Source organism: Pseudomonas sp. Teo4, from assembly GCF_034387475.1.
Lineage (GTDB): Bacteria > Pseudomonadota > Gammaproteobacteria > Pseudomonadales > Pseudomonadaceae > Aquipseudomonas.
Genome location: NZ_JAXCIL010000002.1, coordinates 2176036 through 2189358 on the forward strand (window position 1 = coordinate 2176036; position 13323 = coordinate 2189358).

Consider the following 13323-nt stretch of genomic DNA (forward strand, 5'->3'; position numbering starts at 1 on the left):
ATGCAAGGCGCAATGATACGTCAGCAGCAACCCGTTACCGGCCGAAGCAAGCCGGTGCCGCGTGGTGCCAGCCGACTGGTGGCCGACGAGCCCGTATCGGCGCGCCTGCCCCGGCCTAGCTTCGGCGGTCTCAAGCGCTTGCTGTGGCCTGTATTGCTGGTGGCGGCGGGCTTTGGTGCCTATGAAGGCGCCATTCGCCTCATGCCTTACGCCGACCGGCCGATTACCAAGATCGCCGTACAAGGCGACCTGAGCTACATCAGCCAGCAAGCGGTGCAGCAGCGGATCGCGCCGTACGTGGCGTCGAGCTTCTTCAGTGTCGACCTGACGGCGATGCGCGCAGAGCTCGAGCAGATGCCGTGGATCGCCCATGCCGAGGTACGAAGGGTATGGCCGGACGAGGTGGTGATTCGCCTGGAAGAACAGTTGCCGGTGGCGCGTTGGGGCGATGAGGCCTTGCTCAACAACCAGGGCCAGGCCTTCACCCCGCGTGAGCTGGCCAATTACGAGCACCTGCCGCAGCTGTTCGGCCGCAGCGCGCTCAGCAACAAGTCATGCAGCAGTATCAGGTATTGAGCCAGATGCTGCGCCCCTGGGCTTTTCCATCGCTCGCCTGGAGCTGCGCGAGCGGGGCAGCTGGTTCCTGACCACTGGCGCGGGTAGCGCCGGGCCGGGCGTCGAGCTGCTGTTGGGGCGCGATCATCTGGTGGAGAAGATGCGCCGTTTCATTGCCATTTACGACAAGACACTCAAAGAGCAGATCACCAACATCGCCCGCATTGATCTGCGTTATTCCAACGGACTTGCCGTTGGTTGGCGGGAACCGATTGCACCGACGACGGCCCAACCCGCCGTTGCGAAGAATTAGAGAGGCAGGACCATGGCAAACGCGCATAGCGGCAAAATGATCGTCGGGCTGGACATCGGCACCTCCAAGGTGGTGGCGCTGGTGGGTGAAGTGGCCGAAGACGGCACCCTGGAAATCGTGGGTATCGGCACCCATCCGTCCCGCGGCCTGAAGAAAGGCGTGGTGGTGAACATCGAGTCGACCGTTCAGTCGATCCAGCGCGCCGTGGAAGAAGCGCAGCTGATGGCCGGCTGCCGCATCCACTCGGCTTTCGTCGGCGTTGCCGGCAACCACATCCGTAGCCTGAACTCCCACGGCATCGTGGCGATTCGCGACCGCGAAGTCAGCCTCGCCGACCTCGAGCGCGTACTCGATGCCGCTCAGGCCGTGGCCATTCCGGCTGATCAGCGCGTGCTGCACACCCTGCCGCAGGACTACGTGATCGATAACCAGGAAGGCGTCCGTGAGCCGCTGGGCATGTCTGGCGTACGTCTGGAAGCCAAGGTCCACGTTGTCACCTGCGCGGTCAACGCGGCGCAGAACATCGAGAAGTGCGTGCGCCGCTGCGGCCTGGAAATCGATGACATCATCCTCGAACAGCTGGCCTCGGCCTACTCGGTGCTGACCGACGACGAGAAAGAGCTGGGCGTGTGCCTGGTGGACATCGGTGGCGGTACCACCGACATCGCCATCTTCACCGAAGGCGCCATCCGCCACACCGCGGTGATCCCGATTGCTGGCGATCAGGTGACCAACGACATCGCCATGGCCCTGCGTACGCCCACCCAGTACGCCGAAGAAATCAAGATCCGCTACGCCTGCGCCCTGGCCAAACTGGCTGGCGCAGGCGAGACCATCAAGGTGCCGAGCGTGGGCGACCGCCCACCGCGCGAGCTGTCGCGCCAGGCCCTGGCCGAGGTGGTCGAGCCCCGTTACGACGAGCTCTTCACCTGATCCAGGCCGAGCTGCGCCGCAGCGGTTACGAGGACCTGGTACCCGCGGGCATCGTCCTCACCGGCGGCACCGCGAAGATGGAAGGCGCCGTGGAACTGGCCGAGGAAATCTTCCACATGCCGGTACGCCTGGGCGTACCGCACAGCGTTCGGGGGCTGAGCGACGTGGTTCGCAACCCGATCTATTCCACCGGCGTGGGCTTGCTCACCTACGGCCTGCAGAAGCAGTCCGAGGACCTGCCCCTGACCGGTAACAGCAGCAGCAACAGCTATGGCGATGAACCGAAGGCCCCAGTGCTTGAGCGCTTCAAGCGGTGGGTCCAGGGCAACTTCTAAGTTTCAAAGCAGTAGTGGTAGGCGCGACAACTAGAGAACTGTAAGGAGAGGGAAAATGTTCGAGCTCGTAGACAACGTCCCGCAAAGTCCGGTCATCAAGGTGATCGGCGTTGGCGGTGGTGGCGGCAACGCCGTCAACCACATGGTCAAGAGCAGCATCGAAGGCGTTGAGTTCATCTGCGCCAACACTGATGCTCAGGCGCTGAAAAACATCGGCGCCCGCACCATTCTGCAACTGGGTACCGGCGTGACCAAGGGCCTGGGTGCCGGTGCCAATCCGGAAGTCGGCCGTCAGGCCGCGCTGGAAGACCGTGAGCGCATCGCTGAAGTGCTGCAAGGCACCAACATGGTGTTCATCACCACTGGCATGGGTGGTGGTACCGGTACCGGTGCGGCGCCGATCATCGCCGAAGTGGCCAAGGAAATGGGCATTCTCACCGTTGCAGTGGTGACCCGTCCGTTCCCGTTCGAGGGCCGCAAGCGCATGCAGATCGCCGATGAAGGCATCCGTATGCTGGCCGAAAGCGTTGACTCGCTGATCACCATCCCCAACGAAAAACTGCTGACCATCCTGGGCAAGGATGCCAGCCTGCTGTCCGCCTTCGCCAAGGCCGACGACGTGCTGGCCGGTGCCGTTCGCGGTATTTCGGACATCATCAAGCGTCCGGGCATGATCAACGTCGACTTCGCTGACGTGCGCACCGTGATGGGTGAGATGGGCATGGCGATGATGGGTACTGGCTGCGCCAGCACGGCCCGAACCGTGCTCGTGAAGCCACCGAGGCGGCCATCCGCAACCCGCTGCTGGAAGACGTCAACCTGCAAGGCGCCCGCGGCATCCTGGTGAACATCACCGCAGGTCCTGACCTGTCGCTGGGTGAATACTCCGACGTGGGTAGCATCATCGAAGCCTTCGCCTCCGACCACGCCATGGTCAAGGTCGGCACCGTGATCGACCCGGACATGCGCGACGAGCTGCACGTCACCGTGGTCGCCACTGGCCTGGGTGCTCGCATCGAGAAGCCGGTCAAGGTGGTGGACAACACCCTGCAGACCGCTCAGCAGGTGTACGAGTCGTCCAACCCTGCGCCGACGCGTCAAGAGCAGCCTGCGGTCAACTACCGTGACCTGGAGCGTCCGACCGTGATGCGCAACCAGGCTCATGCAGGTGCCGCCGCGGCAGCTAAACTCAACCCTCAGGATGATCTGGACTACCTCGATATTCCGGCTTTCCTGCGTCGTCAGGCTGATTAATGGAATTTATCAGGGGTATAAGGGTGATTGGTGTTCAGCAAAGGCCGGGTCTGTTATCATCCCCAGCCTTTGTTGATACCTGTTCGCAATTTGCGCTGAAGCGGCCAATGCCATGATTAAACAACGCACCCTGAAGAATACCATCCGTGCCACAGGTGTCGGTCTGCACTCCGGGAGAAGGTCTACCTGACCCTCAAGCCTGCGCCTGTTGACACCGGCATCGTCTTCCGTCGCGCCGACCTCGACCCTGTGGTCGAAATCCCGGCGCGTGCGGCCAACGTCGGTGAGACCACCATGTCGACGACGCTGGTCAACGGTGACGTCAAGGTCGATACGGTCGAGCACCTGCTCTCCGCCATGGCGGGCCTGGGCATCGATAACGCCTACGTCGAGCTCTCCGCCTCGGAAGTGCCGATCATGGATGGCAGCGCCGGTCCTTCGTATTCCTGATTCAGTCTGCTGGCCTGGAAGAACAGGACGCAGCCAAGAAGTTCATCCGCATCCTGCGCGAAGTGACAGTGGAGGAGGGCGACAAGCGCGCTACCTTCCTGCCGTTCGACGGGTTCAAGGTGAGCTTCGAGATCGACTTCGACCACCCGTGCTGCGCAACCGTACCCAAAGTGCCAGCGTCGACTTCTCCAGCACGTCGTTCGTGAAGGAAGTCAGCCGCGCCCGCACCTTCGGTTTCATGCGTGACATCGAGTACCTGCGCAAGCACAACCTGGCGTTGGGCGGCAGTGTCGAGAACGCCATCGTTGTCGACGAAGATGGCGTGCTGAACGAAGACGGCCTTCGTTACGAAGACGAATTCGTCAAGCACAAGATCCTCGATGCCATCGGCGACCTCTACCTGCTGGGCAACAGCCTGATCGGCGAGTTCAAGGGCTTCAAGTCCGGGCACGCGCTGAACAACCAGCTGCTGCGCAAGCTCATTGCCGAGAAAGATGCCTGGGAAGTGGTCACTTTCGAAGATGCCAGCACGGCACCGATCTCGTACATGCGCCCTGTTGCGGCCGTGTAAGTTCGAACACTCTCTAGTTCATTGAGGCCACCTTCGGGTGGCCTTTTTTATTTCAGTCTTTTTCTTTGCCTTGGGCGTGGCTGGCCAGCCGTTCCAGGGCTGCACGCAGCTTGGGGTCGGTAATACCTTCCGCTGAATCGCGAATGCTTTCGGCTGCGTTGTTCGACAGTTCGGTGTTATGGCCACCGCGTTTTGCAGGTACAAGCGGCGGCTGCACCTTGTACAGGATGCGTTGCAGGTTGCCGAATGCCTCCAGCGCCTGGAGCTGGCGCATCAGGCGTTTTTGCTGGTAGCGCAGGCGTGTTGCCCAATGCCCGTCCGTGACCACCAACAGCAAAGTACCGTCGCGCCATGAGGCCACATGACAATGCTCACGGGCAGCTGGCTGCAACTGGCTTTCCAGCAGGCGCTGCAGGTGTGCCAGGCGCTCGGCCTGGTTCAGCAACAGGCGCAGCGGACGGTTCTGGCGCAGCAGGGCGGAGGGCGGCTGGGCGGGGTGGGTTTGAAGGCCATGGCGGTACGCATGAGGTTACAAGAGCGGCAGTCTAACATTTCCGTCGATCTTGCTGGCCTCATCGCCGGCAAACCGGCTCCCACATGGTGGACTGCCCCCAAAAGTTGGACAGTTTCAGCCAGTGACCTGAGTCCTGTAATCGACAGGGCTCAGGCCATTGAGCTTCTGTTTGATCCGGTCATGGTTGTAGTAACGGATGTACTCTTCCAGACCTGCCTTCAGCTCCTCAACACTCTCAAATCGCTTCAGATAAAAAAATTCAGCCTTGAGTGTACCGAAGAAGCTTTCCATGGCTGCATTGTCCAGGCAATTGCCCTTGCGAGACATGCTTTGCTTTACGCCATGTTCATTGAGCTTGTGGCGGTATTGAGCTTGCTGGTAGTGCCAGCCTTGATCAGAGTGGATCACTAGCTTGGGCTTTTTCCCAAGCGATTGAGAGCTTTCTCCAACATATTTCCAACCAAGCTATAGCTGGGCCGGCTGGCCGTTTCATAGGCAATGATTTCTCCGTTGTACAAGTCCAACACTGGCGACAGATAGAGCTTTTGCTGAGCTACCTTGAACTCAGTGACATCGGTTACCCATTTCTGGTTAGGTCGCTGAGCGATGAAATTGCGTTCCAGCAGATTCTTGGCCACTTTGCCGACGCACCCCGGTAGGAGCGGTATTTTTCGGGCGCACCACAGATTTCAGGCCGAGCCGAGCCATTAGCCGTTCGATAACTTTTTTGTTGACCAGGGTCCCTTGGCTTCTGATCGCCAACGCCACACGCCGATAGCCGTACAGCCCCTCTCCTTGTGATAAACGCGCTGCACCAACTCGTTGAGCGCGGCATGCTTGTCCGGCTTCTGCTGGCTTTTGATCTGGTAATAGAACGTGCTGCGCGCCAGGCCTACTAATTCCAGAAGGTCTGGTAACGGAAATCTGCGTTTGAGTTGGGAGACAATCAGGGCTTTTCGCCCGTGTTCGCTCCTTTTTTCCTCTCGCAGCGCTTTGAGCTCCTTTAGGACAGCGTTCTCCATGCGCAGGTATTCGAGTTCAGCCATCAGCTGTTCTCGGGATTTCTCCGTGTCGTTGGAGTCCGTGGGTTTGGCTGGCTTGATTCTCTTGGCCACGTTGGTCGGCTTTCTCTGTTGAATAGCTGTCAGGACGGTAGGGCTGCCACTGTAGTATTGCCGCTGCCAGATGCCTACCTGAGAAGATTGCCCTAAACCAAAATGTGCCGCCGTTTGGCGCATCGAAAGCCGATGCTCCAGCATGTACTGCAACACCTGCCGCTTGAAGTCATCGCTGTAGCGCTGTCCGTGTGATCGCGGGCCAAGACCTGCACTGGCCTGATGGCTCGCCACCCACCGTCTCAACAGACTGACATCGAGCCCGAAATGCCTGGCCACCTTCGGAAACCATCACTGCCAGTTAGGTAGGTCGTGATTGCAGCGAGCTTGAACTGCTCGGTGTACTTGCCCATAGATCCCCCAAGGGTTGGATTTGTGTCCAACTTCTTGGGGGCAGTCCATGGACCGCGCAGATCTTGAGATCACTGCCGAACCTGTGGGAGCTGGCTTGTCGTGGCGACGAACCGCAGCGATGAGGCCGGTACAGGCAGCGCAAGACAGTTGCTCCCACAGGTACTCCAGGCATTTGCAAGCAGTGCATAACCTTGTTGGAGCCGGCTTGCCGGCGACAGGGCCTGTTGATTCACCTCAAGGATACGAGTCGTTCTCGATACGTTTCATGAACTCGAGGCTTGAACTCAGGGAAAATGACCCTATCTTAGAAACGCCCCCGCCAAAGCGCTGTGCCAGCATCGTGGAAATCCACCACTTTCCTCACCATCGTTTCCGGGTAGAATGCTCGTTCGCATGCGGCCTCAGGGCTGCACGGGCGACTCATGGGGCCGCCCTCCATCCCTACGTGTGGAAGATCCTGCCGATATGTTTGCGCCTTTGTTAAAGAAACTTTTTGGAAGCAAGAACGAGCGTGAAGTCAAACGCATGCTCAAGACGGTGAATATCGTCAATGCCTTCGAAGAGAAGATGGTGGTGGCCCTCTCCGACGAGCAACTGCGGGGCAAGACCGCAGAGTTCAAGGAGCGCCTGGCCAAAGGCGAGACACTGGACCAACTGTTGCCCGAAGCCTTCGCCGTTGCCCGTGAGGCCGGTAAGCGTGTCATGGGCATGCGCCACTTCGACGTGCAGCTGATCGGCGGTATGACCCTGCACGAGGGTATGATCGCAGAAATGCGCACCGGTGAAGGCAAGACCTTGGTCGGTACCCTGGCCGTCTATCTCAATGCATTGTCCGGCAAGGGCGTGCACGTGGTGACCGTCAACGACTACCTGGCCCGCCGTGACGCCAACTGGATGCGTCCGCTGTACGAATTCCTCGGCCTGAGCGTCGGTATCGTCTCGGCATTCCAGCCGCCGGAAGAAAAGCGCGCGGCCTACGCCTCCGACATCACCTACGGCACCAACAACGAATTCGGTTTCGACTACCTGCGCGACAACATGGCTTTCAGCCAGGAAGAGAAGTTCCAGCGTGAACTGAATTTCGCCGTAATCGACGAAGTCGACTCCATCCTCATCGACGAAGCCCGTACCCGCTGATCATCTCCGGCCAGGCCGAAGACAGCTCGAAGCTGTACATCGAGATCAACCGCCTGATCCCGCGCCTGAAGCAGCACATCGAAGAGGTTGAAGGCCAGGTCACCCAGGAAGGCCACTTCACCATCGACGAGAAGAGCCGTCAGGTCGAGCTGAACGAGGCCGGTCACCAGTACATCGAAGAGATGCTGACCCAAGTCGGCTTGCTGGCCGAGGGCGAGAGCCTCTACTCGGCGCATAACCTGGGCCTGCTGACCCACGTGTACGCCGGCTTGCGCGCGCACAAGCTGTTCCACCGCAACGTCGAGTACATCGTCCAGGACGGCCAGGTCCTGCTGATCGACGAACACACCGGCCGTACCATGCCGGGCCGCCGTCTGTCCGAAGGCCTGCACCAGGCCATCGAGGCGAAGGAAAACCTGAACATCCAGGCCGAGAGCCAGACCCTGGCTTCGACCACCTTCCAGAACTACTTCCGTCTCTACACCAAGCTGTCCGGCATGACCGGTACCGCCGACACCGAAGCGTTCGAGTTCCAGTCGATCTACGGTCTCAACGTGATGGTCATCCCGCCGAACAAGCCGTTGGCGCGCAAGGACTTCAACGACCTGGTGTACCTGACCGCCGACGAGAAATACCAGGCGATCATCACCGACATCAAAGAAAGCATGACCCATGGCCGTCCGGTACTGGTGGGTACCGCGACCATCGAAACCTCCGAGCACATGTCGAACCTGCTGCAGAAGGAAGGTATCGACCACAAGGTACTGAACGCCAAGTACCACGAGAAGGAAGCCGAGATCATCGCCCAGGCGGGTGCACCAGGTGCGTTGACCATCGCCACCAACATGGCCGGTCGCGGTACCGACATTCTGCTGGGCGGCAACTGGGAGGCTGAAGTGGCCGCCCTGGAAAACCCGACCGCTGAGCAGATCGCCCAGATCAAGGCCGACTGGCAGAAGCGCCATCAGCAGGTGATCGAGGCCGGTGGCCTGCACGTGATCGCCTCCGAGCGCCACGAATCCCGCCGTATCGACAACCAGCTGCGCGGCCGTTCCGGTCGTCAGGGTGACCCGGCTCCAGCCGTTTCTACCTGTCGCTGGAAGACAGCCTGATGCGTATCTTCGCCTCCGACCGGGTGAAGAACTTCATGAAGGCCTTGGGCATGCAGTCTGGCGAGGCCATCGAGCACCGCATGGTGACCAACGCCATCGAGAAGGCACAGCGCAAGGTCGAAGGCCGCAACTTCGACATCCGCAAACAGTTGCTGGAATACGACGACGTAGCCAACGAGCAGCGCAAGGTGATCTACCACATGCGCAACAGCCTGCTGGCCGCCGAGAACATTGGCGACACCATCGAAGAGTTCCGCAAGGAAGTCCTGGATGCCACCATCAGCCAGCACATTCCACCGCAATCGCTGCCTGAGCAGTGGGACGTGGCTGGCCTGGAAGCGTCGCTGGCCAGCGATTTCGCCATGAAGCTGCCGATTCAGCAGTGGCTCGACGAGGACGATCACCTCTACGAGGAGACCCTGCGCGAGAAGCTGCTGAACGAAATCACCAACGCCTACACCGAGAAGGAAGACCAGGCCGGCATCGACGCCCTGCGTACCTTCGAGAAGCAGATTCTGCTGCGCGTGCTGGACGACCTGTGGAAAGACCACCTGTCGACCATGGACCACCTGCGCCACGGTATTCACCTGCGTGGTTACGCGCAGAAGAACCCGAAGCAGGAGTACAAGCGCGAGTCGTTCACCCTGTTCCAGGAACTGCTCGAGTCGATCAAGCGCGACACCATCCGCGTGCTGTCGCACGTTCAGGTGCGTCGCGAAGACCCGGCCGAAGAAGAAGCCCGTCTGCGCCGCGAGGCCGAGGAACTGGCTAGCCGCATGCAATTCCAGCACGCCGCTGCCCCTGGCCTGGAGAGCGAGCCGTTGAGCGAGGAAGGCGCCGAAGTGGCCGTGGCCGCTGCCCCGGTGCGCAACGAGCAGAAGCTGGGCCGCAACGAGCCGTGCTGGTGTGGTTCGGGCAAGAAGTTCAAGCATTGCCACGGGCAGATCGAGTAAACGATTGCCCTTGCTTCACCCTGATACATGAACACTGCGCCGCGAACGGTTTCGACCTTCGCGGCGTTGTTCTCTCTCATGCCTGGCCGTACTCTTGTGCGGCAAATTTTCTCTAGGAGCGCTCTAATGGCTGTTGGTCTTGGTCCTTTGCCCACCCTGCACCCGGTTCCGGGTTTCGAACTCGGTATCGCTTCTGCGGGCATCAAGCGCCCGGGGCGTAAGGATGTTGTGGTCATGCGCTGCGCCGAAGGCTCCAGCGTTGCTGGCGTGTTCACCCTCAATGCCTTCTGCGCAGCGCCGGTGATTCTGTCCAAACAACGCGTTCAGGGCACTGTGCGCTACCTGCTGACCAACACCGGCAACGCCAACGCCGGCACCGGTGCTCCTGGCCTGGCCGCCGCCGAGCGTACCTGCGCCAAGCTGGCGGAACTTGCTGGCGTGCCTGCCGAGTCGGTGCTGCCGTTCTCCACTGGTGTCATCGGCGAGCCGCTGCCCGTCGAGAAGATCGAGGGCGCGCCCTGCAGGCTGCCCTGGACAACCTGTCGGAAAACAACTGGGCTGAAGCCGCCACCGGCATCATGACCACCGATACCCTGCCCAAGGGCGCCAGCCGCCAGTTCCAGCACGATGGCGTGACCGTCACCGTGACCGGCATCAGCAAGGGTGCAGGCATGATTCGCCCGAACATGGCCACCATGCTCGGCTACATCGCCACCGACGCCAAGGTTGCCCCGGCGGTGCTCAAGGACCTGATGCTCGACGGCGCCAACAAGTCGTTCAACCGCATCACCATCGACGGCGATACCTCGACCAACGACTGCTGCATGCTGATCGCCACCGGCAAGGCCAACCTGCCGGAAGTCACCGAAGCCAGCGGTGCGCTGTTCGAAGCGCTGAAAAAGGCGGTGTTCGAAGTGTGCATGGAAGTGGCCCAGGCCATCGTCCGTGACGGCGAAGGCGCCACCAAGTTCGTCACCGTGCAGGTCAACGGCGGCGGCAACCACCAGGAATGCCTGGACGTCGGTTACGCTGTGGCCCACTCGCCACTGATCAAGACCGCGCTGTTCGCCTCCGACCCGAACTGGGGCCGTATTCTGGCGGCCGTTGGCCGTGCCGGCGTGCCGGAGCTGGATGTCAGCCTGATCGACGTGTACCTCGACAGCGTCTGCATCGCCAGCAAGGGCGGCCGCAGCCGAGCTACACCGAAGACCAGGGCGCCAAGGTGATGGCCCAGGAGGAAATCACCATTCGCATCGAGCTGGGCCGTGGTCAGTGCAGCGAAACCATCTGGACCACCGACCTGTCCCACGAATACGTGAAGATCAACGCCGAATACCGTACCTGATTCAAGGGCGTCAGCGCTGACAAGCCGGCCCTACAGGTTTGCTGCAATCCTGTAGGAGCCGGCTTGCCGGCGATTGGGCTGCAAAGCAGCCCCACTATCCCGCATCCAATGGAGCCGACCCATGAGCTATCACTTGATCATCGGCGACAAACTCTATTCTTCGTGGTCGCTACGTGGCGCCCTGGCCCTTGAGCTGACAGGCGTGGGTTACGAAGAAACGCTGATCAAACTCAACCAGCCAGACACCCGTCAGCGCATCCTCGCATTCTCCGCCACTGGCAAGGTGCCGCTGCTCAAGACCGAGCACGGCGTGATCGCCGATTCCCTGGCAATTGCCGAATACCTCAACGAACGCCACCCTGAAGCCCAACTCTGGCCCGCAGACGTAGCGGCCCGCGCCCAGGCCCGTTCTGCATGTGCCCAGATGCACAGCGGCTTCGTCGCCCTGCGTAGCGCCATGCCCTTCGACTTGTCCCGGGACGCCGCGTTGGAGAGCATCCCGCTGGAGGTGCAGGTAGACATCGACCGTATCGTCGCGTTGTGGTCGGAGTGCCGCCTGGTGGCCAAGGACAGCGGCCCGTTCCTGTTCGGCAAGCCAACCCTTGCCGATGCCTATTTCGCCCCGGTGGCCGTGCGTCTGCGCACCTACCGTGTGGCAGTGCCGGCGGTTGCGGCGGCCTATATTGAAACCATTTACCAGTGGCCGGCTTTCCAGGCCTGGCAGAAAGCTGGCCTAGCGGAGCGCGAAGGGTGAAACGGATCCACGTTGTAGCAGCAGTCATTCGCGGTGCTGATGGCCATATCCTTATCGCCAGGCGAGCCGATAGCCAGCATCAGGGCGGCCTGTGGGAGTTCCTGGTGGCAAGGTGGAGGAGGGCGAGGGCGTCGAGCTGGCGCTGGCCCGCGAATTGCGCGAAGAGTTGGGCATCGAGGTGACCCGTTCGCGACCTCTGATCAAGGTCAGCCATGACTACCCGGACAAGCAGGTGCTGCTGGATGTTCATGAAGTTCAAGCCTTCACCGGCGAACCTCATGGTGCCGAAGGTCAGCCGCTGGCGTGGGTAGCCCCTCGCGACCTTGCTCAGTATGAATTCCCGGAGGCCAACAAACCGATCGTCGCCGCCGCAAGGCTGCCGGATCAGTACCTCATCACCCCCGATGGGCTGGAAGTACCTGAACTGCTCAAGGGTATCCAGAAGGCTGTCGCTTCGGGTATTCGCCTGATCCAGCTGCGGGCACCGGACATGTACGACCCGAAGTATCGGGATGTGGCGGTGGATGCGGTGGGGCTTTGTGCAGGCAAGGCGCAACTGATGCTCAAAGGGCCGCTGGAGTGGCTGGGCGACTTCCCGTCGGCGGGTTGGCACCTGACTGCCGCCCAGTTGCGCAAATACGCGGCCAAAGGCCGTCCGTTCCCAACATCTCGCTGGTTGGCTGCTTCCTGCCATGGCGCTGAAGAGTTGGCGTTGGCTGAGCAGATGGGGGTGGATTTCGTCACCCTGTCGCCGGTGCAGGCGACCCAGACCCATCCAGAGGCGGTGCCTTTGGGGTGGGATGCGGCGCAGCAGATGATTGCAGGCTTCAACCAGCCAGTGTTCTTGCTGGGTGGGGTGGGGCCGGGCGAGCGTGAGCGGGCTTGGGCTGCAGGCGCTCAGGGCGTTGCCGGGATTCGGGCGTTCTGGCCTGTGGAATGAACAATGGGGCTGCTGTGCAGCCATCGCAGGCTACGCCAGCTCCCGCGAGGTCGAAGTTCGCTAGTTCATCACGTGGGAGCTGGCGCAGCCTGCGAAGGGCCGCACAGCGGCTCCGACGTATTCAGGCTTGCGGCTTCTGCGCCGCCTGCCACAACACCTCTGCCACCCCCTGGCGCCGCCCGATGATTCGCGCCACCACAAACAGTAGATCCGACAGCCGGTTGATGTAGGCCAGCCCAACCCCTTCCAACGGTTCGATGGCGTTCAACTGCTGGCACCGCCGCTCTGCGCTACGTGCCAATGCCCGGCATACATGCGCCTGGGCCACCAACAGCGAACCGCTCGGCAGGATGAAATTCGTCAAAGGCCCGAGTTCTTCGTTCCAGTGGTCGATGGCTGCTTCAAGGCGTTCGACTTCGCTCATCGTCAATGCCTGGTAGCTGGGCATCGCCAGCTCGCCCCCAAAATCGAACAGTCGATGCTGGCAAGGCGCCAACACCTCACTCACTTCGCTCAACCCTTGCTCCGCCAAGCCTGCCAGCAAGACCCCAAGCTGGCTGTTGAGGCTGTCCACTTCCCCCATGGCTTCGACTCGCGGGTGGTCCTTGGGAACTCGACGCCCGTCGCCCAGGCCGGTTTCGCCCTTGTCGCCGGTGCGGGTGTAGATCTTGGAAAGGCGATAGCCCAT

General features: G+C 61.1%; 3 protein-coding genes and 9 pseudogenes. 9 read left to right on the forward strand and 3 right to left on the reverse strand.

The features are described from left to right. The 4 pseudogenes from PspTeo4_RS26375 (at nt 1) to lpxC (ending at nt 4411) form a co-directional block, all read left to right on the forward strand. Nucleotides 1-868: pseudogene (locus PspTeo4_RS26375) on the forward strand (cell division protein FtsQ/DivIB). Between the two features lie 12 nt (nt 869-880). Beyond that, nucleotides 881-2136: pseudogene (ftsA, locus tag PspTeo4_RS26380) on the forward strand (cell division protein FtsA). 55 nt (nt 2137-2191) lie between these two features. After that, nucleotides 2192-3390: pseudogene (gene ftsZ / locus PspTeo4_RS26385) on the forward strand (cell division protein FtsZ). 112 nt (nt 3391-3502) lie between these two features. Continuing rightward, nucleotides 3503-4411, forward strand: a pseudogene (gene lpxC / locus PspTeo4_RS26390) (UDP-3-O-acyl-N-acetylglucosamine deacetylase). A 52-nt stretch (nt 4412-4463) separates the two neighbouring features. Here the strand turns inward: lpxC and PspTeo4_RS26395 are convergent. Both PspTeo4_RS26395 and PspTeo4_RS26400 read right to left on the reverse strand, forming a co-directional pair. Next, a pseudogene (locus PspTeo4_RS26395) lies at nt 4464-4924 on the reverse strand (DUF721 domain-containing protein). Between the two features lie 115 nt (nt 4925-5039). Beyond that, nucleotides 5040-6393: pseudogene (locus PspTeo4_RS26400) on the reverse strand (IS3 family transposase). A 466-nt stretch (nt 6394-6859) separates the two neighbouring features. Here PspTeo4_RS26400 and secA point away from each other — a divergent pair. From secA to PspTeo4_RS26425, 5 genes and pseudogenes are all read left to right on the forward strand, one after another. Next, nucleotides 6860-9596 (forward strand): annotated as a pseudogene (gene secA / locus PspTeo4_RS26405) (preprotein translocase subunit SecA). A 126-nt stretch (nt 9597-9722) separates the two neighbouring features. Then, nucleotides 9723-10178, forward strand: coding sequence for a bifunctional ornithine acetyltransferase/N-acetylglutamate synthase (locus PspTeo4_RS26410; protein WP_322366652.1), 456 nt, complete (start codon nt 9723-9725; stop codon nt 10176-10178). Then, nucleotides 10175-10941 (forward strand): annotated as a pseudogene (gene argJ, locus PspTeo4_RS26415) (bifunctional glutamate N-acetyltransferase/amino-acid acetyltransferase ArgJ). The gene PspTeo4_RS26410 and the pseudogene argJ overlap by 4 nt, the downstream one beginning before the upstream one ends. A gap of 121 nt (nt 10942-11062) precedes the next feature. After that, nucleotides 11063-11695 carry a glutathione S-transferase family protein gene (locus PspTeo4_RS26420; protein WP_322366653.1) on the forward strand — a complete coding sequence of 211 codons (633 nt, stop codon included), beginning with the start codon at nt 11063-11065 and terminating at the stop codon, nt 11693-11695. Next, nucleotides 11692-12635, forward strand: a pseudogene (locus tag PspTeo4_RS26425) (Nudix family hydrolase). The gene PspTeo4_RS26420 and the pseudogene PspTeo4_RS26425 overlap by 4 nt, the downstream one beginning before the upstream one ends. Nucleotides 12636-12756: 121 nt before the next feature. Here the strand turns inward: PspTeo4_RS26425 and PspTeo4_RS26430 are convergent. Beyond that, nucleotides 12757-13323 carry a cob(I)yrinic acid a,c-diamide adenosyltransferase gene (locus PspTeo4_RS26430; protein ID WP_322366654.1) on the reverse strand — a complete coding sequence of 189 codons (567 nt, stop codon included), beginning with the start codon at nt 13321-13323 and terminating at the stop codon, nt 12757-12759.

Coding starts and splice junctions, on each gene's coding strand:
- PspTeo4_RS26410 (WP_322366652.1), top strand. CDS start 9,723: ATGGCTGTTGGTCTTGGTCCTTTGCCCACCCTGCACCCGGTTCCGGGT.
- PspTeo4_RS26420 (WP_322366653.1), top strand. CDS start 11,063: ATGAGCTATCACTTGATCATCGGCGACAAACTCTATTCTTCGTGGTCG.
- PspTeo4_RS26430 (WP_322366654.1), bottom strand. CDS start 13,323: ATGGGCTATCGCCTTTCCAAGATCTACACCCGCACCGGCGACAAGGGC.